At 66.0% G+C, this 25,920-nt stretch carries 24 protein-coding genes; 14 read left to right on the top strand and 10 right to left on the bottom strand.

Annotation, left to right across the window (positions count from 1 at the left end; all coding sequences use genetic code 11):
- The first annotated feature begins 29 nt into the window (after nucleotides 1–29).
- From ACIPK7_RS01425 to ACIPK7_RS01395, 7 genes are all read left to right on the top strand, one after another.
- Nucleotides 30–1,820 (top strand): DUF294 nucleotidyltransferase-like domain-containing protein, encoded by a 1,791-nt coding sequence (locus ACIPK7_RS01425; RefSeq protein ID WP_401084660.1) that lies wholly within the window; start codon nucleotides 30–32, stop codon nucleotides 1,818–1,820.
- Entirely contained in the window at nucleotides 1,817–2,443 is a 627-nt protein-coding gene (locus ACIPK7_RS01420; protein WP_401084657.1) for a 3'-5' exonuclease, read from the top strand. Before ACIPK7_RS01425 ends, ACIPK7_RS01420 begins: the two co-directional genes overlap by 4 nt.
- A 119-nt stretch (nucleotides 2,444–2,562) precedes the next feature.
- A complete protein-coding gene (locus ACIPK7_RS01415; protein ID WP_017522017.1) occupies nucleotides 2,563–2,721 on the top strand; it encodes a DUF3309 family protein in 159 nt (52 codons plus the stop codon).
- A gap of 375 nt (nucleotides 2,722–3,096) precedes the next feature.
- Entirely contained in the window at nucleotides 3,097–3,396 is a 300-nt protein-coding gene (locus ACIPK7_RS01410; protein WP_192430427.1) for a hypothetical protein, read from the top strand.
- A gap of 167 nt (nucleotides 3,397–3,563) precedes the next feature.
- Nucleotides 3,564–4,376 carry an SDR family oxidoreductase gene (locus ACIPK7_RS01405; RefSeq protein WP_192430426.1) on the top strand — a complete coding sequence of 271 codons (813 nt, stop codon included), beginning with the start codon at nucleotides 3,564–3,566 and terminating at the stop codon, nucleotides 4,374–4,376.
- A 328-nt stretch (nucleotides 4,377–4,704) separates the two neighbouring features.
- Complete coding sequence (locus tag ACIPK7_RS01400) at nucleotides 4,705–5,130, top strand: hypothetical protein (RefSeq protein WP_024766159.1); 426 nt, start codon at nucleotides 4,705–4,707, stop codon at nucleotides 5,128–5,130.
- Nucleotides 5,131–5,161: 31 nt separating this feature from the next.
- On the top strand, nucleotides 5,162–5,491 hold the full coding sequence (locus ACIPK7_RS01395) for a YnfA family protein (protein WP_401084654.1): 330 nt from the start codon (nucleotides 5,162–5,164) through the stop codon (nucleotides 5,489–5,491).
- 367 nt (nucleotides 5,492–5,858) lie between these two features.
- On the opposite strand, the gene ACIPK7_RS01390 is transcribed toward ACIPK7_RS01395, so the two are convergent.
- The 4 genes from ACIPK7_RS01390 to ACIPK7_RS01375 all read right to left on the bottom strand — a co-directional run bounded on the left by ACIPK7_RS01390 (nucleotide 5,859) and on the right by ACIPK7_RS01375 (nucleotide 11,014).
- Nucleotides 5,859–6,089, bottom strand: coding sequence for a YheU family protein (locus tag ACIPK7_RS01390; RefSeq protein ID WP_401084651.1), 231 nt, complete (start codon nucleotides 6,087–6,089; stop codon nucleotides 5,859–5,861).
- Nucleotides 6,090–6,149: 60 nt separating this feature from the next.
- The gene (locus tag ACIPK7_RS01385) at nucleotides 6,150–7,373 is read right to left on the bottom strand and encodes an osmoprotectant NAGGN system M42 family peptidase (protein ID WP_192430423.1); all 1,224 of its coding nucleotides are present in this window, start codon (nucleotides 7,371–7,373) and stop codon (nucleotides 6,150–6,152) included.
- Nucleotides 7,370–9,169 carry an N-acetylglutaminylglutamine synthetase gene (gene ngg, locus ACIPK7_RS01380; RefSeq protein ID WP_401084648.1) on the bottom strand — a complete coding sequence of 600 codons (1,800 nt, stop codon included), beginning with the start codon at nucleotides 9,167–9,169 and terminating at the stop codon, nucleotides 7,370–7,372. The genes ACIPK7_RS01385 and ngg overlap by 4 nt, the downstream gene beginning before the upstream one ends.
- A 75-nt stretch (nucleotides 9,170–9,244) precedes the next feature.
- The gene (locus tag ACIPK7_RS01375; RefSeq protein WP_401084645.1) at nucleotides 9,245–11,014 is read right to left on the bottom strand and encodes an N-acetylglutaminylglutamine amidotransferase; all 1,770 of its coding nucleotides are present in this window, start codon (nucleotides 11,012–11,014) and stop codon (nucleotides 9,245–9,247) included.
- Nucleotides 11,015–11,146: 132 nt separating this feature from the next.
- Between ACIPK7_RS01375 and ACIPK7_RS01370 the strand changes: the two genes are divergently transcribed.
- A complete protein-coding gene (locus ACIPK7_RS01370) occupies nucleotides 11,147–11,626 on the top strand; it encodes a MarR family winged helix-turn-helix transcriptional regulator (protein WP_192430420.1) in 480 nt (159 codons plus the stop codon).
- A gap of 16 nt (nucleotides 11,627–11,642) precedes the next feature.
- On the opposite strand, the gene ACIPK7_RS01365 is transcribed toward ACIPK7_RS01370, so the two are convergent.
- Both ACIPK7_RS01365 and mnmC read right to left on the bottom strand, forming a co-directional pair.
- Nucleotides 11,643–12,392 carry a sulfite exporter TauE/SafE family protein gene (locus ACIPK7_RS01365; RefSeq protein WP_401084642.1) on the bottom strand — a complete coding sequence of 250 codons (750 nt, stop codon included), beginning with the start codon at nucleotides 12,390–12,392 and terminating at the stop codon, nucleotides 11,643–11,645.
- Nucleotides 12,393–12,447: 55 nt separating this feature from the next.
- On the bottom strand, nucleotides 12,448–14,415 hold the full coding sequence (mnmC, locus tag ACIPK7_RS01360; protein WP_401084639.1) for a bifunctional tRNA (5-methylaminomethyl-2-thiouridine)(34)-methyltransferase MnmD/FAD-dependent 5-carboxymethylaminomethyl-2-thiouridine(34) oxidoreductase MnmC: 1,968 nt from the start codon (nucleotides 14,413–14,415) through the stop codon (nucleotides 12,448–12,450).
- A 107-nt stretch (nucleotides 14,416–14,522) separates the two neighbouring features.
- Between mnmC and pap the strand changes: the two genes are divergently transcribed.
- Entirely contained in the window at nucleotides 14,523–16,028 is a 1,506-nt protein-coding gene (gene pap, locus ACIPK7_RS01355) for a polyphosphate:AMP phosphotransferase (protein WP_401084637.1), read from the top strand.
- Nucleotides 16,029–16,117: 89 nt separating this feature from the next.
- On the opposite strand, the gene lapD is transcribed toward pap, so the two are convergent.
- The 4 genes from lapD to ACIPK7_RS01335 form a co-directional block, all read right to left on the bottom strand.
- Complete coding sequence (gene lapD / locus ACIPK7_RS01350) at nucleotides 16,118–18,073, bottom strand: cyclic di-GMP receptor LapD (RefSeq protein ID WP_192430416.1); 1,956 nt, start codon at nucleotides 18,071–18,073, stop codon at nucleotides 16,118–16,120.
- 12 nt (nucleotides 18,074–18,085) lie between these two features.
- Nucleotides 18,086–18,787, bottom strand: a complete 702-nt coding sequence (gene lapG, locus ACIPK7_RS01345; RefSeq protein WP_192430415.1) for a cysteine protease LapG — start codon at nucleotides 18,785–18,787, stop codon at nucleotides 18,086–18,088.
- Nucleotides 18,788–18,936: 149 nt separating this feature from the next.
- Nucleotides 18,937–19,335 carry a YbaN family protein gene (locus ACIPK7_RS01340; RefSeq protein WP_192430414.1) on the bottom strand — a complete coding sequence of 133 codons (399 nt, stop codon included), beginning with the start codon at nucleotides 19,333–19,335 and terminating at the stop codon, nucleotides 18,937–18,939.
- 51 nt (nucleotides 19,336–19,386) lie between these two features.
- Nucleotides 19,387–19,974, bottom strand: coding sequence for a YecA family protein (locus ACIPK7_RS01335; RefSeq protein WP_192430413.1), 588 nt, complete (start codon nucleotides 19,972–19,974; stop codon nucleotides 19,387–19,389).
- Between the two features lie 196 nt (nucleotides 19,975–20,170).
- Between ACIPK7_RS01335 and recQ the strand changes: the two genes are divergently transcribed.
- From recQ to slyA, 5 genes are all read left to right on the top strand, one after another.
- Complete coding sequence (recQ, locus tag ACIPK7_RS01330; protein ID WP_192430412.1) at nucleotides 20,171–22,315, top strand: DNA helicase RecQ; 2,145 nt, start codon at nucleotides 20,171–20,173, stop codon at nucleotides 22,313–22,315.
- Between the two features lie 103 nt (nucleotides 22,316–22,418).
- Nucleotides 22,419–22,691, top strand: a complete 273-nt coding sequence (locus ACIPK7_RS01325; RefSeq protein WP_401084630.1) for a hypothetical protein — start codon at nucleotides 22,419–22,421, stop codon at nucleotides 22,689–22,691.
- 67 nt (nucleotides 22,692–22,758) lie between these two features.
- The gene (locus ACIPK7_RS01320; RefSeq protein ID WP_192430410.1) at nucleotides 22,759–23,955 is read left to right on the top strand and encodes a diguanylate cyclase; all 1,197 of its coding nucleotides are present in this window, start codon (nucleotides 22,759–22,761) and stop codon (nucleotides 23,953–23,955) included.
- 131 nt (nucleotides 23,956–24,086) lie between these two features.
- Nucleotides 24,087–25,103, top strand: a complete 1,017-nt coding sequence (locus tag ACIPK7_RS01315) for a DUF2804 domain-containing protein (RefSeq protein WP_401084626.1) — start codon at nucleotides 24,087–24,089, stop codon at nucleotides 25,101–25,103.
- A 107-nt stretch (nucleotides 25,104–25,210) separates the two neighbouring features.
- Nucleotides 25,211–25,645 carry a transcriptional regulator SlyA gene (gene slyA, locus ACIPK7_RS01310; protein WP_192430408.1) on the top strand — a complete coding sequence of 145 codons (435 nt, stop codon included), beginning with the start codon at nucleotides 25,211–25,213 and terminating at the stop codon, nucleotides 25,643–25,645.
- Nucleotides 25,646–25,920: the final 275 nt, after the last annotated feature.

Raw genomic sequence — 25,920 nt, 5'->3', positions numbered from 1 at the left:
CCCTGCTTTTTTACAGGGATGGATTACGGATGTCCGACGATTTCAATTTCGCCTCGCCACCCTTCGACCAGCTCCGCCCGCTGGAGCGCGAGCAGCTGCGCGACGCGCTGAGCGTGGGCTACTACACGGTCGACGAAGTGCTGCTCGAAGCCGGTGCGCCGGTGCCTTGCCTGTTCATCCTGATGAAGGGCGTGATCGAGGAGCGCGGCGAGGACGGCAAGCTGTTCGCCCAGTACGGCGCCGAAGATCTGTTCGATGTGCGCGGGCTGTTCTCCGGCAGCAGCAAGCACCGCTACCAGGCGGTGGAAGAAAGCATCGTCTACGAACTGCCGGCGGCGGTGTTCCACCAGCTGTGCACGGACAACCCGCAATTCGCCCGCTTCTTCCGCGCGGACCTGGCCAGCAAGCGCCAGCTGGAGCGCCGCGACGGGCAGAACCTGGCCGAGTTCATCCTCACCCGCATCGCCCCCGAACATCTGTTGCCCGCCATCGAAGTCGAGCCCGGCCTGCCGCTGGGCGACGCGGCGCGCCTGCAACTCTGCCGTGGTGCGGACGCGCTGCTGGTGCGCGAGGATGGGGCGCTGGGCATCGTCACCCGCACCGACCTGATGACCGCGCACTTCCGCGACGGCTTCAGCGAGGCACAACCCATCGGCCCGCTGGCGCACCGTCCGCTGAGCCATGTCGAGCTGGGCGATTTCCTCTTCGACGCGATGATTCTCATGACCCGCCAGCGCATCGAACGCGTGGCCGTGTGCGAAGAGGGTCGGGTGGTCGGCCTGCTGCACCTGACTCAGGTGCTCAGTCTGTTCTCCACCCATTCCCACGTGCTGGCGCTGCGCATCGCCCGCGCCGAAAGCGAGGCCGAGCTGCGCGCCGCCGCCGAGACCCTGCACACGCTGATCGCGACCCTGGCGGGCAATGGCATTCGCCTGCGCTTCATCATGCAACTGGTCAGCGCGCTCAACGAACAACTGCTCGAGCGCCTGTTCGAACTGCAGGTGCCGCCGGTGCTGCGGGGCCGTTGCTGCCTGCTGGTGATGGGCAGCGAAGGACGCGCGGAGCAACTGCTCAAGACCGACCAGGACAACGCGCTGATACTCGACGACGGCCTGCCGGTGGAGCAGGGCCTGCTGCTGATGCAGCGCTTCTCCGCCGCGTTGCTGGAGTTCGGTTACCCGCCGTGTCCAGGCGGCGTGATGGCCAGCCGGCCGGAGTGGTGCAAACCCTTGTCCGAATGGCAGCGCGAGTTGCGCGAGCTGCCGCTGCAAGGCCGCCCCGAACAACTGATGCGCCTGTCGATCCTCGCCGACGCCTGGCCGGTGGCAGGCAACCGGAGGCTGTTCGACAGCCTGCGCGAATGCCTGTACCAGCTGGCCGGCGACAGCAGCCGCTGGATGAGCGATCTGGCGCTGCCGGCCCTGCAATTTGACACGCCGCTGACCTTCCTCGGCCAGCTGAAGACCCGGGACGCGCAACTGGACGTGAAGCGCGGCGGCATCTTTCCCATCGTTCACGGCGCCCGCGTGCTGGCCGTGCGCGAAGGGCTGGACGAGCGCGGCACGCTCGGCCGCCTCGCCGCGCTGAAGGCGCTCGGCGTGCTGGATGAATCGCTGGTCGATAACCTGTCCGAAGCCTTCGAGCTGTTCCTCCAGCTGCGCCTGCGCCAGCAATTGGACGGCCAGCGCGACGGACGGGAACAGGGGCTCGATGTTTCCCGTCTCAGCCGCCATGAGCGCGACCTGCTGCGCTTCGGGCTGCACACGGTGAAGAAATTCAAGCAGAGCCTGACCCGCCAATTCCACCTGGAGACCCGATGAACGCCTGCGTCGTTGCCCCCGATCCGCACTGGTCCGCCTGGCGCCGCCGTCTCTACTGGTGGCGGCACGACCCGGTGGAAGCGGACGAGCTGGTCTCGCTGGACCTGGAGACCACCAGCCTCGACCCGCGCAAGGCTGACATCCTCAGCATCGGCGCGGTGATGATCCGGCGTGGCAAGCTGATCCTCGGCGAGCGCCTGGAACTGCTGGTGGAGCCGCCGCCGTCGCTGGATGGCGAGTCGATCCGCATCCACAAGCTGCGTCGGGCCGACCTCGAAGGCCAGTTGTCGCTTGCGGAGGCGTTGCGCCGGGTGCAGGCATTCATCGGCGAGCGGCCATTGTTGGGCTATTACTTGTCCTTCGACGTCGCGGTGCTGCGCCGGCACCTGCGCGAGCAGTTCGATGCGCGGCTGGACAACCCTCGCGTGGAGGTCTCGGAGATTTACCACCGCAAGATGAGCCGGCGCTTTCCCGACCTGCACCTGGACCTGCGCTTCGACACCCTGGCGCGCAATCTGGATATCCCCATCGAAGGCCGTCATACCGCCATCGGCGATGCGCGCACCGCCGCGCTGATGTTCCTGCGTTTGCGCAAGGGCTCGCTGCCCCGCGAGCTGAGCTGACTCTGGCGCGCGCAGATTCTTTGAATCTTCCGCGTGCCGCCTCGGTCGGTATCTACAAGCGCTGGCCTATCGCATCCCGCGAGCCATCGCCCCTCGTCGACTGAAAGAGGAGAGACGATATGGGACTCGGGACTATCCTGTTGATCATCCTGATCTTGATGCTGATCGGCGGCCTGCCGGTCTTCCCCCACTCGCGTAACTGGGGCTATGGCCCCTCCGGTGTGATTGGCGTGGTGCTGGTCGTGCTGCTGGTGTTGTTGTTGCTCGGACGGATCTGAAGGCTGTTAGAGCGCCCTCTCCCTAACCCTCTCCCGCAAGCGGGGGAGGGACCGTCGTGCAGACGGTGAAACCATGGCGTCAGCTGGCACGATCTGCTCCCTCTCCCTTCGGAGCGGGGCGTGCAGCCAGGGCGGGGGAGAGGGCAAACCCTGGTACGGGCTGACAGAAGAAAACAGTGGCTCCTACTAATACACCGCATCCTTCACCTGCGCAGGAGCGGACGTCGTCCGCGATCATTCGGCCTTCGCTCCGGCGGGTATCCGTTTTCCCCACCTACGTCACAGCGCTGATACGCCGCAGGGTGATTCGTCGCACAGCCCTCGTGGGGCTCCTGTACTAACATACTGGGCCTTTGCCATCAGGGAGTCGTAGGGATGCTGGGCGTTGTACTGGTTGTGCTGGGCGTGGTGTGGTTGCTCGTCCAGTGCGGGCTGGGCCTGCCGCCATTGGCCGAAGCCATGACCCTGGACCCGGTGGTCAACCCCGATCGCTATTGGCAGTTCGCCTTCCTTGGCCCGGCCCTTCCCGTGGCGCTGGGGGTCTTCATGCTGCGCTACCGTATCAGCGGTTTCGCCCAGCTCAAGCGCGAGCGCATCAACTGCGCCGCTCACCTTCTTGTCTCCGCCGGTATCGCCCTGGTGCTGGGCAAGCTCTGCGTGCTCCTCCAGGCCTGACCGCGCAACCCGCGAACTGCTGGTGCGCCGGCGGTTTGCCAGGGGCATTCAGCGCCCTGATTTCGCCGCTGAGAGCAGAAAGCCTTGGTTACACTTCGGCCCACAGTCGTCGACAAACCCTGTCGATTGCCCGTCCCGAACAAGACAAGAAAAGGCAGACCTCCCCTATGCAAAATCGCATCATGATCACCGGCGCCGGTTCCGGCCTCGGACGCGAAATCGCCCTGCGCTGGGCCCGCGAGGGCTGGAAGCTGGCGCTGGCCGACGTAAACGAAGCAGGCCTGCAGGAAACCCTGAAGCTGGTGCGCGACGCCGGCGGTGACGGCTTCACCCAGCGCTGCGACGTGCGTGACTACAGCCAGCTGACCCAGCTGGCGCAGTCCTGCGAAGAGAAATTCGGCGGCATCGACATCATCGTCAACAACGCCGGCGTCGCGTCCGGCGGCTTCTTCAGCGAACTGTCGCTGGAAGACTGGGACTGGCAGATCTCGATCAACCTGATGGGTGTGGTCAAGGGCTGCAAGGCCTTCCTGCCGCTGCTGGAAAAGAGCAAGGGACGCATCGTCAACATCGCCTCCATGGCCGCTCTGATGCAGGGCCCGGCGATGAGCAACTACAACGTCGCCAAGGCCGGCGTGGTGGCGCTCTCGGAAAGCCTGCTGGCCGACCTCAGCCTGGTGGACGTGAAGGTCCACGTGGTCTGCCCGTCGTTCTTCCAGACCAACCTGCTGGATTCCTTCCGCGGCCCGAGTCCGGAAATGAAGACCCAGGTCGGCAAGCTGCTGGAAAGCTCGCCCATCAGCGCCGCCGACATCGCCGACTACATCCACCAGGAAGTGGCCCGCGACGTCTTCATGATCCTGCCCCACGAACAGGGCCGCATGGCCTGGCAGATCAAGCAGCAGAACCCCCAGGCGATCTACGACGAGATGGCGAAAATGGCCGAGAAGATGCAAGCCAAGCGCCGTAGCCTGAGCTGAGAGCCTGATTACGATCTGCTGCGCGTCGGCATAACTGCGTTGAGTACAGCTGAGAAATGCTCTAGCTCGCAAGATCGTAAAGCAGGTTCTGAACCAGGAATTTGCCCCCTTTCGGTGCAATGAAAGAGAGGGCTTGCCCAGGCCGGTGCAAAGGGTTAATTTTAGTCACCGGCCTGCCTGGCTGATGTACGTTGGACCCCGGTGAAAGCCCCGCTCATTTCGCGGGGCTTTTGCTTTTTCGGGCTACTGCGCAGCTGCGGGGATTCGCGCTTTGCGCCATGCCAGGCCTGTGTTAGAAGGCTCCGGTGTCATTGAAGGAAGAATCCGCTTGCACTGTGAATCCATCGTCTATGGCTGCATCCGCGACTGGCCCGGCGACTCGATGGAGCGCCGCCTGCGGCGTGCCGCCAACCGCAAGGTGCTCGACAGCCTGCCCATGGGCGAGGCCTGGCCGTTCCTCGGCCGCGAGATGTTCAGCCGCTGCGAGACCGAAGGCGCGGGCCTCTACCAATCCCAGGTGATCCATTTCGGCGCCAGCTACCAGACCATCGAGTACGAGTGGAAACTCTGGGTCGAACAGTTCGAAGCCCTGCTGCGCCGCCTCTACTGGGCCAGCGCGGTGGTGCATCTGGAAACCGAAGTCAACGGCAGCCACACCTTCCGCTGGGAGTCCGAGAACGGCTTCCACAGCCCCCGCGAAGGTGAGCTGAAAGTGCGCTGCGCCTGGGAACGCGAAGGCGGCCTGCGTGGCTGACCGGCGTACTTCCCGTCACGGAAAGAACCCCATGATCAACTACCTCTGGTTCGTCCTCGCCGCCTTCTGCGAGATCGCCGGCTGCTACGCCTTCTACCTATGGCTGCGCCTGGACAAGAGCGCCCTGTGGATAGTTCCCGGCCTTTTCAGCCTGACGGTCTTCGCCCTGCTGCTCACCCGCGTCGAGGCGAACTACGCCGGGCGCGCCTATGCCGCGTACGGCGGCATCTACGTCGCCGCGTCGCTGTTCTGGCTGGCCTTCGTCGAGAAGAGTCGTCCTCTGTGGAGCGACTGGGTTGGTGTGGCGCTTTGCGTGATCGGCGCCAGCGTGGTGCTGCTCGGGCCGCGCTTCGCGCCCTGAGCGGGACGGAATTGCCGTAGGGCGGATAAAGCGGAACGCTTTATCCGCCGGTCAGCAATCGGCGGATAACGTTGTTGGCGTTATGCGCCCTACATCGCCCATGGTCCAGCCAAACCTGTAGGAGCGAGCTTGCTCGCGAACAGAGTAACCGGCGATACAGACATGGCCCGCGAGCGCGGGGTTCGCGAGCAAGCTCGCTCCTACGAAGAGCCTGCACCGTCCAGCCGCTGAGCTTCGGCGTAGGATGGGTGGAGCTTGCGATACCCATGCTGTGGGTACGCGCAATCGATGGGTATCGCTGCGCTCCACGCCATCCTGCGCGGCATTAACCTGGCGCGATGGCCATGGGCGTTCCTGAAAGGAGGTGTCAGTCCTCCAGCCAATCCCTCGGCACTTCGCTTTTCAGCATCAGCTGGCACTGCTGGCTTTCCGGATCGAAGACGATCACCGCCTCGCCGCGCTTGAGTGCATGGCGCGCGCGCTCCACGCGCACGTCCAGCGGCGTGTCGTCGCCGTTGTCGGTGCCTTCGCGGGTGACGAAGTCTTCCAGCAGGTTGTTGAGGGTGTCGGCTTCGATCAGCTCGAAGGGAATCAGCATGGCGGGCTACTCGTGAATCGCAGCGCGGGATTGTAGTCCCGCGCAGCGCTCAACGCAGCTTCACTTCTTGCCCTTGTCCGGCTCCTTGCCCTTGTCGGACGAGCCATCGCCGCTGTCTATCAGGTCGTCCACCGGCGGCACGTGGGTGGTGCTTTCCATGTGTACCGGATGCTCCAGCTGCTTGCTGAAGCGCTCCAGTGTGCCTTCGCTGGGTTCCGCATCGCTGTCGAACACCGGCGGGCTGAGCATGTACGCCGTCAGCAGTTTCGCCAGGGCGGCAAGGCTGTCGATGTGGGTGCGCTCGTAGCCGTGGGTGGCGTCGCAACCGAAGGCCAGCAGGGCGGTGCGGATGTCGTGGCCGGCGGTGATCGCCGATTGCGCGTCGCTGTGGTAGTAGCGGAACAGGTCCCGCCGGACGGCGACCTCATGGCGCTCACCCAGGCGCAGCAGGTGGCGGGAAAGATGGAAGTCGTAGGGCCCACCGGAGTCCTGGAGAGCCACGCTCACCGCGTGCTCGCTGGAGTTCTGCCCCTCGGCCACCGGGGCAATGTCGATGCCGACGAACTCGCTCACGTCCCAGGGCAGCGCGCCGGCCGCGCCGGAGCCGATTTCCTCGGTGATGGTGAACAGCGGGTGGCAATCGATGGGCGGCACCTGGCCGCTTTCCACGATGGCCTTGAGCGAGGCGAGCAGCGCGGCGACGCCGGCCTTGTCGTCGAGGTGGCGGGCGCTGATGTGGCCGCTTTCGGTGAACTCCGGCAACGGGTCGAAGGCGACGAAATCGCCGATGGCGACGCCCAGGGACTCGCTGTCGGCGCGGCTGGCGGTGTAGGTGTCCAGGCGCAACTCGACGTGGTCCCAGCTGATCGGCAGAGAGTCCACGGCGGTATTGAAGGCGTGCCCGGAGGCCATCAGCGGCAGCACGCTGCCACGGAACACGCCGTTCTCGCAGAACACCGTGACGCGGCTGCCCTCGGCGAAGCGGCTCGACCAGCAGCCCACCGGCGCCAGTGCCAGGCGGCCGTTGGGCTTGATCTCGCGGACGATCGCGCCAATGGTGTCCAGGTGCGCCGAGACCGCGCGGTCCGGGCTCTTGCGCCGGCCCAGCAGGGTCGCGCGGATGGTCCCGCGGCGGGTCATTTCGAAGGGTACGCCGATCTCCTCCAGCCGCTCGGCGACGTAGCGCACGATGGTGTCGGTGAAGCCGGTAGGGCTGGGGATGGCGAGCATTTCCAGCAGCACGCGCTGCAGGTAGTTCAGGTCCGGTTGTGGCAGTTGGGTCATGCCGGGGCCTCCACGTTGGAGTGTGGCTGGTCACGGTTGTCGCGGTGCAGCAGTTCGCGGCTGAGCGGGAAGAGCAGGTCGACGAAGCGCTCGGCGACGGGTTGCGGCTCATGGTTGGCCAGACCCGGCCGCTCGTTGGCTTCGATGATCACGTAGTCCGCCTGGTCGGCCTCGGTGACCAGCAGATCGAGGCCGGTGACCGGAATCTCCAGCGCCCGCGCCGCGCGGATGGCAGCGTCGGCCAGCGCCGGGTGCAGGCGCTCGGTGACATCTTCCAGGGTGCCGCCGGTGTGCAGGTTGGCGGTGCGCCGCACGGCCAGGCGCTGGCCGCTGGGCAGCACGTCGTCGTAGCTGAAGCCGGCGGCGCTCAGGGTGCGTTCGGTTTCGGCGTCCAGCGGGATGCGGCTCTCGCCGCCGGTGGCGGCCTGGCGACGGCGGCTCTGCGCCTCGATCAGCTTGCGGATGCTGTGCCGGCCATCACCGATCACCTCGGCGGGGCGGCGGATGGCGGCGGCCACTACTTCATAGCCGATCACCACGATGCGCAGGTCCTGGCCGGGGTGGTAGCTCTCGAGGATCACCCGGGTGTCGAACTGCTTCGCGTGGGCGATGGCGTCCTCCACTTCTTCTGGTGTGCGCAGGTCCACGGCGACGCCCTGGCCCTGTTCGCCGTCCACCGGCTTGACCACCAACGTGCCGTGCTCCTTGAGGAACTCGGCATTCTCCTGCTCGCTGCCAGCCAGCCGCTGCTGCGGCTGGCGCAGGCCGGCTCGGTCGAGGGCGCGGTGGGTGAGGGTCTTGTCCTGGCACAGGCTCATGCTCACGGCGCTGGTGAGATCGCACAGCGATTCACGGCAGCGGATGCGCCGGCCGCCCTGGGTCAGGGTGAAAAGACCGGCGTCGGCGTCCTGCACCTGTACTTCGATACCGCGCCGATGTGCTTCGTCGACGATGATCTTGGCGTATGGGTTGAGGCCTTCCTCCGGGCCGGGGCCGAGGAACAGCGACTGGTTGATGCCGTTCTTGCACTTCACCGCGAAGGTCGGCAGCTCGCGGAAGCGCAGCTTGCGGTACAGCGACTTGGCCTGCTGGTTGCCGTGCAGCACCGACAGGTCCAGGTACGCAAGACCTCGGCTCATGAAATGCTCGATCAGGTGGCGCACCAGCGCTTCGCCGACGCCGGGCCGGCTGGATTGCGGGTCCACCGCCAGGCACCAGAGGCTGGAGCCGCCTTCCGGGTCGCGGAAGGCCTTGGCGTGGTTGATGCCCATGACGGTGCCGATCACCGTGCCGGTTTCGGCGTCTTCTGCCAGCCAGTAGGCCGGGCCGCCCTGGTGGCGCGGCGTGACGTTGGAAGGGTCGACCGGCAGCATGCCGCGCGACAGGTACAGGCGATTGATCGCAGCCCAGTCGTCATCGCTGTGCACGCGGCGAATCCGGAAGCCACGGAAGGGCCGGCGCGCCGGGCGGTAGTCGGTGAACCACAGGCGCAGCGCGTCGGACGGATCGAGGAAGAGTTGCTGCGGGGCGTGGGCCAGCACCTGCTGCGGCGCGGCGACGTAAAGGGCGATGTCGCGTTCGCCGGGCTGTTCGTTGAGCAGCTCGGCGGCGAGCTTGTCCGGGCTGGAGAAGGTGTGACCGATCAGCAGGCGACCCCAGCCGCACTGCAGGATCAGTGGGCCATGACTTTCCGCGTGATCCCCGGCGAAGCGCGCCTGCAGGCGCTCGTAGGTCGGTGTCTGGCCGCGCAGCAGCCGCTGGTTGTGGGGATGGGGCAGGTTGGAATGGGGTTTCATCTTGCGCTCCCTGATAAGGCTTCTGTCCTGGGCTGAAGGAAAAGGCAACGCCGCGCGAGGCGGCGCTGCCGAGCTCTAGAGGCCTTGTTCCGTCAGCCAGAGGTTGAGGGCTGCCAACTGCCACAGCTTGGAACCACGCAGCGGGGTGAGGTCGGTTGCCGGGTCGCTGAGCAGGCGGTCGAACATCGCCGTCTCGAACAGGCCACGGTCCTGGCTCGGGTCCAGCAGCAACTCGCTGACCCAGGCGCGGGTATTGCCTTGCAGGTGCTTGAGGCCCGGCACCGGGAAGTAGCCCTTGGGCCGGTCGATCACCTCGCTGGGGATGATCTTGCGCGCGGCGGCCTTGAGCACCTGCTTGCCGCCGTCGCCGAGCTTGAAGCGCGACGGAATGCGCGCCGACAGCTCCGCCACGCGATAGTCGAGGAACGGCACGCGGGCCTCCAGGCCCCAGGCCATGGTCATGTTGTCCACACGCTTGACCGGGTCGTCGACCAGCATGATGGTGCTGTCCAGGCGCAGGGCCTTGTCCACCGGATCCTCCGCGCCGGGTTGGGCGAAGTGCTCGCGGACGAAGTCGCTGGCGACGTCCTCCACCCGCAGGGCTTCGCGCACGGTGTCCAGGTACTCGCCGTGAGTGCGGTCGAAGAACGCTGCGCGATAAGCCTGCAATGGGTCCTTGGCGCCGGCCACCTTCGGGTACCAGTGGTAGCCGGCGAACAGCTCGTCGGCGCCCTGGCCGCTCTGCACCACCTTGCAGCGCTTCGAGACTTCTCGCGAGAGCAGGTAGAAGGCGATGCAGTCGTGGCTGACCATTGGCTCGCTCATGGCGCGGAACGCCGCCGGCAGCTGCGATATGACTTCGTTCTCGTCGATGCGCAGTTGGTGGTGACGAGTGCCGTAGCGTTTGGCGATCAGGTCGGAGTACTGGAACTCGTCGCCGCGCTCGCCGCCGGCATCCTCGAAGCCGATGGAGAAGGTCAGCAGGTCCTCGACGCCGGCTTCATGCAGCAGGCCGACCAGCAGGCTGGAATCCACCCCGCCGGAGAGCAGCACGCCGACTTCGCGGGCGGCACGCTGACGCACGCTCACGGCATCGCGCAGGCTGCTCAGCAGGCGGTCTTCCCAGTCGTCCAGGGTCAGCTCGCGCTCGTCCGGCAGCGGGCCGTAGTCCAGGGTCCACCAGCGCTGGCGCTCGGTGTGGCCATCAGCGTCTATGGTCATCCAGGTAGCCGGCGGCAGTTTCTGCACCTCGGCCAGCAGGGTGCGCGGCGCGGGGACCACGGCGTGGAAGTTGAGGTAGTGGTTGAGTGCCACCGGGTCCAGCGCCGGGTCGATATCACCGCCCTTGAGCAGTGCCGGCAGACTGGAGGCGAAGCGCAGGCGCTTGCCGGTCTGCGACAGGTACACCGGCTTGATACCGAGGCGGTCGCGGGCGATGAACAGGCGCCGTTTGTCGCGTTCCCAGATGGCGAAGGCGAACATGCCATTGAGGCGTGGCAATAGTTGTTCGCCCCAGGCGTGGTATCCCTTCAGGAGTACTTCGGTGTCGCCTCCGGAAAAGAAGCGGTACCCAAGGGCTTCCAGCTCGCCGCGCAGTTCGGGGTAGTTGTAGATTGCCCCGTTGAATACCAGCGACAGGCCCAGCGAAGTGTCGATCATCGGCTGACCGGATGCTTCGGCCAGGTCCATGATCTTCAGCCGCCGGTGCCCGAGGGCCACCGGCCCTTCGCTGTGGAAGCCCCAGGCATCGGGACCTCGCGGGGCCAGGTGATGGGTGATGCGTTCGACTGCGGCAAGGTCCGCAGCCTGTTTATCGAAACGTAACTCTCCTGCTATTCCGCACATGTCCTTACCGGATCTCCGTTGGGGATGAAGTGGGTGGCGCCTCAGGGACGCCTTAGGGGATGACCCGTCGATCTGGCGAGAGTTCTATCTGATTTCATTGAGAAAAAATGACGGAGCAGCAGGTGGACTGAGATGGCCGACAGCAAGACTTCGATGCGCAACGCCCACGCACTCTCCATGCTGCAGGCCCTGAGACGGCTGCAGCAGGCGGCGGAAGTGCACTCCAAGAGCCTGGGCCGCGACGGCGAACTGACGCCGCTGCAGCTACTGATCCTGCAGGTGGTGGAGTTGGAGGGGGAGATAACCGCTGGTCAGTTGGCGCGGCAGGTGGCGCTGTCGCAGTCGTCCATTTCCAGCGCGCTGACTCGCCTGGAAAGCAAAGGGCTGCTGGCCCGCCGGCGCGACGACGATGATCGGCGCAAGCAGTGGATGAGCCTCGAATCCGACGGGCGCAAGGCCCTCAAACACGGCCCCGCGCTATTGCCGGAGCATGCCCTGGAGCGTTTCGCCGGGCTGCCCGAGTGGGAGCAGCACGCCATCCTCGCCGGGCTGCTGCGCGCCGCCGAGTTGTTCGAGACGCCGGGAGCCGAGGCCGAGGAAGAAGAGTTCTAGGCCCTTTCGACGACAATCAGCTCATCAGTTTCTGTGCGGCCAGCGACAGGCTGACCGCCACCAGCATCAGCGCGAACAGGCGCTGCAGCGTCGCGCCACCCAGCCGTACCGCGAGGCGATTGCCGAATAGCACGCCGAGCGCACCGCCCGCTGCCAGGCACGCCAGCAAAGGCAGCGGCGGTTGCGCATGGGTGAGATAGAGCAGGAAACCGCCGCCGGACACCAGCGCGATCACCGCCATCGAGGTCGCCGTCGCCGCCAGCATCGACAGCGGCGTGAACCACAGCAACCCCGGCACGATCAGGAACCCGCCGCCCACGCCCATCAGGCCCGACAGCAAGCCCACTGCCAGGCCGACGCCCAGCAGCGGCGCGTTGCGCATCGGTTTGTCACAGGTGCGTGGCTGGCTGGAGCCCTGCCACATGCGCCAGGCCGACCACAGTACCAGCAGGCAGAAGCCGACGATCAGCCAGGCGTCCGGCATGAACTTGCCCAGCCACTGGCCGACGGCATTGCCCGGCCAGCCGGTGATTACCAGCCAGAACAGCGGCTTCCACGCCACCTGGCCCTGCCGTGCGCGCGGCACGGCACCGATAGCTGCCGACAGCGCGACCGCGCCGAGGCTGACGCCGATGGCGTCGTGCAAGGGCAGGTGCAGGCTGAGCAGCAGGGGCAGCGCCACTAGCGAACCGCCAGCGCCGGTCAGGCCCAGCAGCAGCCCGAGGATGAGGCCGATGGCGGAAGATTCAAGCAGCAGTGCATCCATGTCGGTGGTCCGCTCTGGAAGCTGGTCGCGGCCCTGTCGAGGGGCTGCGAGGTGTTCAGGAGTTCTTCTGGCCGCGCACGACGTCGCGCAGGAAGAAGCGGTTCGGGTGGCAGGCCTCGGCCACGGCACGGGGCAAGGGCAGCGGTTCATCGTCGATCCAGGCGGCCAGCAGCTCGCCCGCCAGTGGCGCGGTGACCAGCCCGCGTGAGCCATGGGCGCTGTTCAGGTACAGGCCGTCCAGCCAGGGGCAGGGCGTCTCCGGTACCTGGCGCGCATCCTTGCCGAGCACCGCGTACGACTGCATGAAGGCTTCGCGATTCGCCAACGGGCCCACCAGCGGCAGGTAGTCCGGGGTGGTGCAGCGGAAGGCGGCGCGGCCCTGCAGCGTTGCCGGGTCTAGTTGGGCGATGTGCAGGCGCTCGCTCAGGTCTGTGGATATCTCCGCCAGCAGGTCGAGGTTGCCCAGGTGTTCTTCCAATGATGGCTCAGTGTCGTCTCGTTTGAATTCGAAACTGGCGCCCAGGGTGTGCTCGCTGCGGCGCGGCGGGGCGACGTAGCCTTCGGCGCAGACCACGGTACGCAGCACGGCGCTCTCGGCGGTGGCCGGCACGCGAGTGATCTGCCCGCGGATGCGTTTCATCGGCAGCGACTCGGCACCTGCGAAACGACGCACTTCGGCGGCGGTGGCGAGGATGGCGACGGGCGCGCCGGCGAGCTTCTGCTCGCCGCTCCAAGCACTCCAGCCATCGGCTTCGCGTTGCAGGAGGACTTCCTTGCCGGTCAGCACGCGGATATTCGGATGCGCTGCTAGATGCCGGCACAGCGCGGGCGGATGCACCCAGCCGCCTTCGGGGTAGAACAGCCCGCCGGCCGGCAGGCCGATGCCGGCGATGGATTCCGCCTCGGCCTTGTCCAGCTGACGCAGCAGCGTCGGCGGGAAGGCGTCGGCCAGCTTCGCCTGGCGCTGAGTCTCGGCGTCATCGAAACCCAGTTGCAGCACACCGCAATCGGACCATTCCTCGCCTTTCTGCAGGCGCTGGATCAACCGCCGTGTGTGGCCGAAGCCGCTGACTATCAGCCGCGACAGCGCGGTTCCGTGGGCGGAAAGCTTCAGATACAGCACGCCCTGAGGATTGCCCGAGGCCTCTTCGGCGAGGCCCGCGTGACGCTCGATCAGCGTCACCTGCCAGCCCCGCGCGGCCAGGCTGGCGGCACTGGCGCAACCGGCCATGCCGCCACCGATCACCAGTGCTTCCCGAGGGCCTTTGGGGTGAACGGGGCGGCTGTACCAGGGTTTGCCGGCCGGCTGTTCGTTGCCAAGGAATTCGCCCTGGGACATCTCCCATTTCTTGCCGAAGCCCAGGGTGCGGCGGATCTTGAAGCCGGCCGCGCCCAGCCCGCGGCGGACGAAGCCGGCGCTGGTGAAGGTGGCAAGGCTCGTGCCCGGCGCCGAGAGGCGGGCGAGCTGTGCATAGAGCGCGTCGTTCCACATCTCCGGGTTCTTCGCTGGGGAGAATCCGTCGAGGAACCAGGCGTCGATGCGTGCGTCCAGCTCGGGCAGGGTTTCCAGCACATCGCCCACCAGCAGGGTCAGTACCACGCGGCCCTCGGCGAAGACCAGGCGCTGGAAGCCGGGGTTGATCGCCACGTACTGCTCCAGCAACTGCTCTGACAGATGCGCCAGCTCCGGCCAAAGGGCGCAGGCGCGGCGCAGGTCCTCCGGCGCCACGGGGTACTTTTCAGTGCTGACGAAGTGCAGCCGTGCATCGCTCGGCGCCTGCTCTTCGAACAACTGCCAGGCGCAGAGGAAGTTCAGCCCGGTGCCGAAGCCGGTCTCGCCGATGCACAGGCGCCCCCCGGCGGGCAGCGCGGCGAAGCGTTCGGGCAGGCGGTTGCCGTTGATGAACACGTGGTGGGTTTCGGCGATCCCGGAGACGGGAGAGAAATACACGTCGCCGTAGACGCGGGAGGTCGGCTGGCCGTTCTCGTCCCAGTCGATCTGGGCGCTGCTGATGTCTGGCATGTGGGGGCAGGGTTGTGAAACGAAGCCGGCAGTTTAGCCGATCCGCCGCGCAGACAGCCTGCGTCACATCCGCTACCTTCTATTCACTTCGAAACAAGGAGAGCTGCATGTTCGAATCCGCCGAGATCGGTCATTCCATCGACAAGGAAACCTACGAGAAGGAAGTCGCGGTGCTGCGCGAAGCCCTGCTCGAGGCGCAGTACGAGCTCAAGCAGCAGGCGCGTTTCCCGGTGATCATCCTGATCAACGGCATCGAGGGTGCCGGCAAGGGCGAGACGGTGAAGCTGCTCAACGAGTGGATGGACCCGCGGCTGATCCGGGTGGAGAGCTTCCTCCTGCCCACCGACGAGGAGCTCTCGCGGCCACCGCAGTGGCGCTTCTGGCGCCGCCTGCCGCCCAAGGGTACGACCGGTATCTTCTTCGGCAACTGGTACAGCCAGATGCTTTATGCGCGGGTCACCGGCGAGATCAAGGACAGCCAGCTCGATGGCCTGATCAGCGATGCCGAACGCTTCGAGCGGATGTATTCCGACGAAGGCGCGCTGATCTTCAAGTTCTGGTTTCACCTCTCCAAGAAGCAGCTCAAGGAGCGCCTCAAGGCGCTGGAGAACGACCCGACCCGCAGCTGGCAGCTGAGCGAGATCGACTGGAAGCAGAGCGAGGTCTACGACAAGTTCGTGCGCTACGGCGAGCGCGTGCTGCGCCGCACCAGTCGCGACTATGCGCCCTGGTACGTGGTGGAGGGCTCCGATGAGCGCTACCGCAGCCTGACGGTCGGCCGCACTATTCTCGAAAGCCTGCAGGCCGCGCTCAAGCGCAAGGACCGCCCGACCCCGCAGCCCCATGCTGCGCCGCTGGTCTCCAGCCTGGACAACAAGGGCCTGCTGGATGCGCTGGACCTGAGCCTGTCGCTGGACAAGGACCAGTACAAGGAACAGCTGGCCAAGGAGCAGGCGCGCCTGGCCACGCTGATGCGCGACAAGCTCTTCCGCAGCCATTCGCTGATCGCCGTGTTCGAAGGCAACGACGCCGCCGGCAAGGGCGGCGCGATCCGTCGCGTGACCGATGCGCTGGACCCGCGTCAGTACCGCATCGTGCCGATCGCCGCCCCTACCGAGGAGGAGCGCGCGCAGCCGTATCTGTGGCGCTTCTGGCGGCACATCCCGGCGCGCCGGCAATTCACCATCTTCGATCGTTCCTGGTACGGCCGCGTGCTGGTGGAGCGGGTCGAGGGCTTTGCTTCGGATGCAGATTGGTTGCGCGCCTATGCGGAGATCAACGACTTCGAGGAGCAGCTGACGAACTACAACATCGTGCTGGTGAAATTCTGGCTGTCCATCGACCAGGAGACCCAGCTGGAGCGCTTCAAGGAGCGCGAGTCGATCCCCTTCAAGCGCTTCAAGATCACCGAGGAAGACTGGCGCAACCGCGACAAGTGGGACCTCTACGTGGATGCGGTGGGCGACATGGTCGACCGTACCAGCACCGAGATCGCGCCCTGGACGCTGGTGGAAGCCAATGACAAGCGCTATGCGCGGGTGAAGGTCCTCAAGACCATCAACGATGCGCTGGAGGCGGCTTACGCCAGTGCGAAGAAGGGCAAGAAGGGCTGAGGTTTCGCGCTGTGTTTTGTAGGAGCGGGCTTGCTCGCGAACCGCATGGCACGGCATTCCCCTGTAGGAGCCGACCAGGCAGCGATCCTCTACCCTCCATTCCTCTGCGAAGGCTTCGGCGCCCCGACCAGCCGCCCCATCGCGCCGGCGATGCCCATCTCCCGCAGGACGGCCAGTTCGCCCTCGGTCTCGACCATCTCCGCGATCAGCGGCAGGTCGATGCTGTTGGACGCGCGATACATGGCCTCGATGAACAGGCGCTTGTCGTTGTCCTGGTCGATGGCGCGGATGTAGCTGCCGTCGATCTTCAGGTACGCAAGGCCCAGGCGGGTCAGGTTGCCGATCAGGCTGAAGCGTCCGCCGAAGTGCTGCAGGCCAAGCTTGGCGCCGACGTCCTGCACCGACTGGGCGAGCTTCTCCAGCTCTGCCGGCGGCGGCAGGTAACGCTCGTCCACTTCCAGGATCATCAGCTGCGCTTCCTGCGGATGGGCGCGGAGGATCTCGAACAGCTGACGCAGCGGCTCGGCGCTGCGCACGGTTTCTGCCGACAGCGACAAGGCCAGCGGCGCCGGTTGCTGGGCGAGGTGGGCGAGGGCGTGTTCGAGCATCGCCAGGTCGAAGCGCGCAGACCAGCCGAAGCGCTCGATCCACGGCAGGAACTGCCCGGCCGCGACGGCCTCGCCCTGGGGATCGAGCAGCCGAGCGAGGACTTTCTGGTGCAGCAGTTCGCCCTTCTCGGCGCAGGCGCGCACCGGCTGGAACCACAGCTGCAGCTTGCCTTTCTGCAGGGCATCGTCGAGCCATTCGCGCCAGGCGCGGGAGTCCTGCGCGGGCTGGCCGCCGGAGCTGTCCAGGCGCTGCCAGGGACGATCCGGCGAGGACTGCGCCTGCGCCAGTGCCTGGTCCGCGCGGGACAGCACGCTGGCCGCCGATTCGCCGGGGCGGAAGGCCGCCAGGCCAAGGTGTGCCACCGGCTTGCAATCGCTGGCGCCGGTGCTGCGCAGGTTCTCCAGGGCGGCGCTGAGCTGGTCGGCCAGCAGTTCGGCGCTGGCGCTGTCGACGCCGGGGGCGAGCAGGGTGAACTCGCCGCCACGGCTGCGCGCGGCGAGCCAGTCCGGGGTGCCGTGGGTCTCGCGCTCACGCTCCAGCAACTCGGCGACGTCGCGGATCAGCGCGTCGGTGCGCTGCCCGCCCAGGCGCTGGTTGAGCCCAGCGAGGTCGTTCAGGCGTAGCAGCAGCAGATAACCGGCGGCGTTCTGTTCGCTGGGGGACAGTTGTGCATCCAGCCGCGCGTCGAACAGGCGGCGGTTGGCCAGGCCGGAGAGGCTGTCCTGGTAGGCCTCCTCGCGCAGTTTCTCGCTGCGGGTGGCTTCCTCGGCGAACAGCGCCTTTAGCTTGTCGACCATCTGGTTCATCGCCTGCACCACGCGCTTGAGTTCCGGGGTGCGCGGTTCCTTGGGCAGGGTGAGGAATTCGCGGCGGGTGATGGCGTGGGCCTGCTGCACCATCTGATCCAGCGGCTTGAGCTGGGTGCGCAGCAGCCAGCCGCCAAGGATGGCGCTGACCAGCCCGCAGGCCAGCAGCCAGGCGAGGCTGCCCAGCGCGCCGTCCCACAGCTTGGCCAGGGCGAACTGCGGATGGCTGACCACCTCGACCCGCGCGGCCTGTTCCCAACCGCGCATGATCAGGGCGTCGCCGCCTTGGGCCTTGAGGTTCACCAGCTTGGCGAACCAGGCCGGCACCTGCTGGTTCTGCGTGTCGCTGTCACGCTCGACTATCACCTTGCCCTCGGGAATGCTCACCACGCGGATGGTGGCGAAGTAGCCGGAGTCGAAGATCGAGCTGACCATCAGCTCAATCATCGCCGGGTCGTCCACGTGCGGTGTGAGCGACAGGCCCAGCGCGGTGGCGGCGTCCTGAGCGTGGGAGCGCAACTGGCCGATCAGTTGCTCGCGGGAGCTTTCCAGGCTGGCGGCGAAGCTGCCGGCGAAGGCCACCACGAGGAACAGGCAGATCGCCAGGAACAGTTGCTTGAGCAATGACATGCCGGGTTTCTCCTATCGCGTCTCGTCGAGGTCCAGGCCCTCGGCGCGCATCTTGGTCAACAGGTCCTGCCAGCGTGACAGCTTCTTGCTGTCGCCGGTGCGCTTGCCGCCGCCGGGGCCGGGCAGCCACAGCCCCTCGGCGTTGAAGGCGTAGACGGGCAGGAGGTCCTTGCGCTGGGAGGCGGGCTTTATCTGCGGGATCAGGTTGTCCAGCACCAGCGGCTCGGCAGTGGGGGAGGCGTAGTAGGTGAGCACCATGTGCGCCTGGTTCTGCTGCAGCGCCTTGACGTAGGTGATGCGCAGCTTGTCGCTGGCGACCCCGAGGCGGCGCAGGGTGACGAACTTGGCGATGGAGTAGTCCTCGCAGTCGCCGGCGCCCTTGTAGAGGGATTCCACCGGCGTCGCCCAGTAGTCCTCCTGGCGCCAGACGGTGCGGTCGTCGGTGAAGACCAGGGCGCCGTTGAAGAAGGCATTGACCGCCTTGAGCTTGGTGGGCTCGTCGAGGTTTTCGCTGTCCTGGATCAAGCGACCCCAGGATTCTATGCGGGTCTTGGCGGTGCCGAGGTTGCCGTACTTCTGCTCGGCGTTCTTCAGGATGGTGTCAAAGTTCCAGGCTGCGCCGGCTGTCAGTGCGAGGAGAGCGAGCAGCAGCACGCCGGCCCGCAGACGCAGCGGGCTGGCGAACAGCCGGGGGGCTCCTCGGGGTGGCTGCATCGCCAGCGCTCCATGTGGGATGTGTGGAGTCTAGGCGCTCTTCGAAAACTTGCGCTGGCGTATCGCCGTTGGGTGCAAGGCCCCGCAGCACGGGGCTTGGCGGGGCTCAGAGGGAGGGGCAGGAGGCAGTATTCGAGCCCGCAAAAGACTCAGTCCAGCCGCCGCGTTTTCATCCGAATCAGATAGATGCTGACCAGCGTGGCGCTGGTCAGCATGAACGCCCAGGCCCAGGGGCGCTGCACCACAAAGCCTGAGATCAGGATGCTGCACCACATCAGGCCGATGGCGTAGACCTTGCCCTTGAGCGGGATGCCTTCGCCGTCCAGGTAGTCGCGGATCCACGGGCCGAGCCTGGGGTGGTTCACCAGCCAGTCGTAGAAGCGCTGGGAGCTGCGCATGAAGCAGGCGGCGGCGAGCAGGAGGAAGGGCGTGGTGGGCAGCACCGGCAGGAAGATGCCGATCACGCCCAGCGCCACGCTGAGCCAGCCGACGCCGAGCAGGCAGTAGCGAACCCAGGCGTGACGGCTCTGGCGGATTTCTCGAGGCATCGACTGGCGCGAAACGATTCCGGAGCCGCGCGGCGCAGCTCCGGTGGCGGATCAGTGAGTGCGCGGCTTCAGCAGCGCCGGCTTCTCTTCCGGCGCCTGGCACAGCAGGAAGAGGTTGGTCAGCAACTCGGGGATCTGCGCGACCATGTCGTCCACCAGGCCGCGGTCGCTGGCGATCTCGTCGAACTCGGGCTGTTCGTCGAACAGGCCGGAACCGACCATGATCGGCAGCAGCAGCTCGCTGACCTCTTCCTCGGCCTGCTCGAACCAAACTGCTTCACGCAGGAACACGCCTTCCATGAAGCCGATGCACCAGCCGCGGATATCGGAGTCGTCCGGCTCGTCGCCCAGGTAGGGCTCGCAGGGCAGCTCCAGTTCCTCGTCACCGGCCATCTGGCGGATGATGTGAGCCTTGAGCTGGACCAGGGTGGATTCGATCTCGCTGCGCTCTTCTTCGCTGCGGTAGTGCGGCGGCTCGGCGAACAGCGCATCGATCCACTCGCGCTCCGGCACTTCCTCCGGGCAGATCGCCAGGGCGGTCAGGTAGCCGTGTGCCGCCACGTAGTCCAAGGCTTCCTCGTGCAGATCATCGGCATCGAGAAAGGCTTGCAGGCGGGACAATTGGTCGGCGAAGGACATCGGGTACTACCTCGGAGGTGATCGGTCCCGAATTGTAGTCTTTCCGCTGGCTCGCGGCAAAAGCCAAATGCCCTTGCAGCCCGCGCCGACACGGGGTTCGGACGCATGTGACGGATTTTTCCACGGTTTCCCGGACAAGGTGCCGGTCGTAGTGGGATCGCTTGCGTATAATGCGCGGCTTCATTCGGAGTCCCTCATGCTCGATCAGGCCCTGCGCATCCTCAAAGACGTTTTCGGTTACGACGCCTTCCGCGGCAATCAGGCGCGGATCATCGAGCGTGTAGCCGGCGGCGGCGATGCGCTGGTGCTGATGCCCACCGGCGGCGGCAAGTCGCTGTGCTTCCAGGTCCCGGCGCTGCTGCGCGAAGGCCTGACGGTAGTGGTCTCGCCGCTGATCGCGCTGATGGAGGACCAGGTCGCCACGCTGGACGAGCTGGGTGTGCCAGTGGCGGCACTGAACTCTTCGCTGAGCCCCGAAGCCCAGCGCGATATTGCCGACCGCTTGCAGCGCGGTGAGATCAAGCTGCTTTACCTCGCCCCGGAACGCCTGGTGCAGCCGCGCATGCTGGCCTTCCTGCAGCGCCTGGAGATTGGCCTGTTTGCCATCGACGAAGCGCACTGCGTGTCGCAATGGGGCCACGACTTCCGTCCTGAGTACCTGCAGCTGGGCCAACTCGCCGAGCTGTTCCCGCATGTGCCGCGCATCGCCCTGACTGCCACGGCGGACATGCGCACCCGCGAGGAGATGATCCAGCGCCTGCACCTGCAGAACGCCGAGCAGTTCCTCTCCAGCTTCGACCGGCCGAACATCTTCTACCGCATCGTGCCCAAGGAGCAGCCGCGCAAGCAGCTGCTGGGCTTCCTCAGCGAGCGGCGCGGCGACGCGGGCATCGTCTACTGCATGTCGCGCAAGAAGGTCGAGGAAGTCGCCGAGTTCCTCTCCAACCAAGGCTTCCCGGCGCTGCCGTACCACGCCGGGCTGTCCAACGACCTGCGCGCCTTCCACCAGAAGCGCTTCCTCAACGAGGAAGGGCTGATCATGGTCGCCACCGTCGCCTTCGGCATGGGCATCGACAAGCCCAACGTGCGCTTCGTCGCGCACCTGGACCTGCCCAAGAGCCTGGAGGCGTACTACCAGGAAACCGGCCGCGCCGGCCGCGACAGCCTGCCCGCCGACGCCTGGATGGCCTACGGCCTGCAGGACGTGCTGCTGCTGCGGCAGATGATGCAGAACTCCGAGGGCGACGAGCGCCACAAGCGCGTCGAACGGCACAAACTCGAAGCCATGCTGGCGCTTTGCGAGGAAACCCGCTGCCGCCGCCAGGCCCTGCTGGCCTACTTCGACGAGGTGATGCCCAACCCCTGCGGCCACTGCGACATTTGCGTCGACGGCGTGGAAACCTGGGACGCCACCGAGCCCGCGCGCCAGGCGCTGTCGGCCATCTACCGCAGCGGCCAGCGCTACGGCGTCGGCCATCTGGTGGACGTGCTGCTGGGCAAGGACACCGAAAAGGTGCGCAGCGTCGGGCACCAGCACCTGGCGGTGTTCGGCATCGGCAAGTCCCGTGGCGAGGACGAGTGGCGCACGCTGTTCCGCCAACTGGTTGCCCGTGGCTTTGCCGACGTGGACGTCGACGGCTTCAACGGCCTGCGCCTGACCGAGGCCTGCCGTCCGCTGCTGCGCGGTGAACAGACGCTGGCCCTGCGCCGCGATCCCAAGCCACAGCGCAGCAAGTCTTCCTCCTCCGGTGGCGCCAGCCCCGCCAGCCAACTGGTGCGCCAGGAAGAGCGCGAAATGTGGGAAGCCCTGCGCGCCCTGCGGCGCAAGCTGGCGGAGGAGCACTCGGTGCCGCCCTACGTCATATTCCCCGATGCGACCTTGCTGGAAATGCTCCGCAGTCAGCCCACCACGCTTTCTGCCATGGCCCAGGTCAGTGGTGTCGGCGCGCGCAAGCTGGAGCGCTACGGCCAGGCCTTCCTCGACGTGCTCACCGAGTCGGAGAAGGCGCCGGACACCCCGGCCCCGGTCACCGACCTGCGCCACGAACTGGTGACCCTGGCCCGCGCCGGCATGACGCCGGCGCAGATCGCCCGCCAGCTCGATTGCAGCGAGAAGAATGTGTACAGCCTGCTAGCCGAGGCCATCGGCCGCCAGCAGCTGAGCCTGGAGCAGGCGCTGGACCTGCCCGAGGAACTGCTCGGCGAAGTCCAGGATGCCTTCCTCGACGAGGACGGCGAACTGCCGCCGGTGAGCGCCATCGCCGAGCTGTTCGAAGGCCGCGTGCCGTTGGGCGTCCTGCACTGCGTGCGCGCCGCTTTGCAGGCCGAGCTGGAAGTCTGATCGCCCAGAAATGCGGCGTTACAGATGAAATATCAATGTGCCAGCGACGGCGCCGTTTCCCATCAGTCCTATCTGTCAGAACGAATCACTTTCGGAGTGACAGATGGCGAGCTGGGTGCGGGTAGTGGCGGGGCTGCTGGTCGTCGGGCAACTCAGTGGATGCGCCAGCGGCGGCGGGCTGACCGAGGGCGGCAAGAACGCCTTGATCGGCGTTGCGGCGGTCGCGCTGGTGGCGGGGCTGGTCATCATGTCCAAGGACGACGATGACGAGGATCGCGAGTGCCGCAAGCACCGTGGGCATTCGGATCGCCGCTACTGCCACGACTCCTACTATGGGCACGACCGTTACCGGAACTCTCGCGACGATCGCTGGTGAGTGCGCTGCTCCGTCAGTTTAGTGACGGGGCAAAACGACAAACTTGTGACGCGCGTCCCGAAAGGCTATGGTGGCACTTAGACCTCCACGAGAAGAGGTGAGCGTGCCACAACAACAAAGCTGGCTGGACGACGTCCGCTCCAATGCCTATGCCGAACAGCTCTCCCGGGGCTTTCGCCGCCTGCGTTTCGAACCCGACCTCGAGACCCAGTACCGCCATTACCTGCTCGAAGACAGCTTCGATCTCAAGCGCACCGCGCTGACCATCGGGGTGCTGATCTGGCTGGCGCTGGCGGCCATCGATTTTCTCCTGATCCGGACTGCAGAACACTGGGACATGCTTGCCGTGCGCATCGGCGTGCTCGTGCTGCTGAGCGTCTGCGGTGGGTTGATCCTGCAGCGCCGGCATATCCACCTGCTGGTGCCGCTGAGCCTGGCCTGCATTCTCAGCGTCGGTATCGGCGCAGCGGCCGTAGTGGGCATCGCCCATACCGTGGACCAGCGCTATCCCTACGAAGGCTTGCTGCTGGTCAGCATGGCGGCCTACTTCCTGATCGGCCTGCGCTTCACCGAGGCGGTGGGCTGCGCGTCGGTGATCCTGCTGGCCTACGTGGGCTTCGAGCTGTACGCGGGGTTGCCGCTGCCCGAGCTGATCAGCAACGTGGTGTTCCTGCTGCTGGCCAACCTGGTCGGTGCGGTGGGCTGCTACTTGCTGGACTACAAGTCGCGCCAGCACTTCCTCATCAGCCGCTTGCTGAAAGTGATGGCAGAGCACGATGCCCTGACCGGCCTGCACAATCGCCGCAGTTTCAACCGCCAGCTGGAACGTTTGTGGCGCCAAGCCCAGCGCGAGAGCGTGGGGTTGGCGCTGCTGCTCTGCGATGTCGACCACTTCAAGGCCTACAACGACCGCTATGGCCACCAGGCAGGCGACGGCGTGCTGCAGCGCATCGGCGAGGTGCTCGCGACCAGCGCGCGGCGTCCACTGGACATGGCTGTGCGCCTGGGTGGCGAGGAGTTTGCCGTGTTGCTCTACGGCGCCAGCGAGCGCGAGGCCAGAGAGCGCGCCGAGGTAGTTCGCGAGTCTGTGCAGGCGCTGGGCATCGCTCACGAAGGGTCGCTGACGGCGGACGAGGTGACGCTGTCCATCGGCGTCTCCTGCCTGTGGCCGGAGACCGGCCATCCGCTGCGCAGCATCTATGAGCATGCTGACCGTGCGCTCTACGAGGCCAAGGCGTTCGGGCGCAACCAGGTCGTGGCCTGAGCCTTGACCTACAGCGAGTCCGGTGTTTCGGTGGTGGCCCATTCCGTCCCCCGAGCTGGCGCCGTGCGTGACTGCGGCGCGCGCAGGCGCGGTGCTAGCATGCGCCGCATCCCGCCACCGAGCCCGAGCCCATGCAGCAGCTGATCCAGCCCAACGGCCAACCGCACTACGGCATCTTTCCCGGCACCCCGGCGACCATCAATTACCGCGACTTCGACTTCCGCTCGCCGATGGGCCGTCGCCTCGGTGCGCTGAGCAAGTGGCGCAGCTTTCACCAGTTCCAGTACTTCGGCCTGATCAGCCCGACGCTGATCGGCGGATGTGCACTGGCGGATGTCAGCCTGCTCACCATCGGTTTCGTCTACCTCTACCACCCCGAGAGCGGGCGGATGATCGAGCGCCAGTTCAAGTGCCCGCTGGGCATGGGGACGAATTTCTCGCAGGCACCCAACGATGGCGTCTGTGAACTGCGCCAGGGGCGCAACCTGTTGCGCCTGGAGAACAGCTCCTCGCCCTTCGAGAAGCGCCTGCTGGTCGAACTGGACGACGGCACACGCATAGACGCGCGCTTCAGCGAGGAGGAACCGGTCTTCGAGCCCATGAGCATCTGCACGCCGACGGCGGTGAACGGCTGGGTCTACGCGCGCAAGGTGGCCGGCGTGCATTGCCACGGCGAGGTACGCAGCGCGCTGGGCAACTACGACCTGCGCGAGCTGGATGCCTACGCGCACCACGACTGGTCCGCCGGCTACATGCGCCGCGAGACGTTCTGGAACTGGGCCTGCCTGTCCGGCGAGACCGCGGGCCGGCGCATCGGCCTGAACTTGTCGTGTGGCGTCAACGAGACCAGCTTTACCGAGAACTGCTACTGGCTCGATGGCAAACTGGTGAAAGTCGACACGGTGCGCTTCGAGTTCGACCGTGACCATCCACTCAAGCCCTGGACCATTCGTTCCTACGACGGTCAGGTCGAGCTGTGCTTCGAGGCTCACGGCCTGCACCAGGAACGCCTCAATCTTGGTGTGCTGGCCAGCAACTTCAAGCAGATATTCGGGCGCTTCACCGGCGTGCTGCGCCCGGTGGGGCAAGCCGAGGTGCGCATCGAGAATCTTTGGGGGTTCGTCGAAGACCAGTATGCGAAATGGTGAGACAACGATTTACACCCTGCGACAATCTGTCATTGTACGGGCTTGATTAGCTGGCTAATAATTAGTCAAATCAATTAGCCGACCAACCTCCTACCGTACGCAGCACAATGTCAGACAACGATAAGCACTATTTCGGTACCCAACTGGCCCAGGCTTCGCGTGCATGGCGGGCCGAGCTCGACCGGCGTCTCAGCCACCTCGGCCTGTCCCAGGCTCGCTGGCTGGTGCTGCTGCACCTGGCCCGTCACGCCGCCGCCCCGACCCAGCGCGAGCTGGCCCAGTCGGTAGGTGTCGAAGGTCCGACACTGGCCCGCCTGCTCGATGGTCTCGAAGCCCAGGGGTTGGTCCGTCGCCAGGCAGTGGCCGAAGATCGCCGCGCCAAACGCATCGCCCTCACCCCCAAGGCAGACGTTCTTATCGCCGATATCGAAAACATTGCCGCCGCCGTTCGCAATGAAGTGCTGTCGGGGATATCGGAAGAAGAAATCGCGCTGTGTCAAAAAACGCTCAGCCGGATTCTCGGCAATCTCGAGCGAAACTGAGCAATTCGTCACGTTATTCGGGTAAAGTAGCCATTTTTCTGGCGGTCCCTTACCGGGCCGCTGGCCATTCGCTATCCACCCCCTAACCATTCGCCGGTTTTTCGACGATTTATCTTGACCAAACCCTGGCCACCACCTAATCCGTGATATCAGACGGCCTGTACCCTGCAAGGTACAGAGGAGTGGTGCGTTGTGGTCTGCAGTCCGGCATGGGTCCAGTGTGTGGACAGGTTCAACCTGCCGCTCTTGAGTGGTCAGGGAATGGCGTGCAGACC

The organism is Pseudomonas sp. NPDC086581 (assembly GCF_044746165.1).
Taxonomy (GTDB): Bacteria; Pseudomonadota; Gammaproteobacteria; order Pseudomonadales; family Pseudomonadaceae; genus Pseudomonas.
This window is presented reverse-complemented; position numbering and strand designations above follow the sequence as displayed.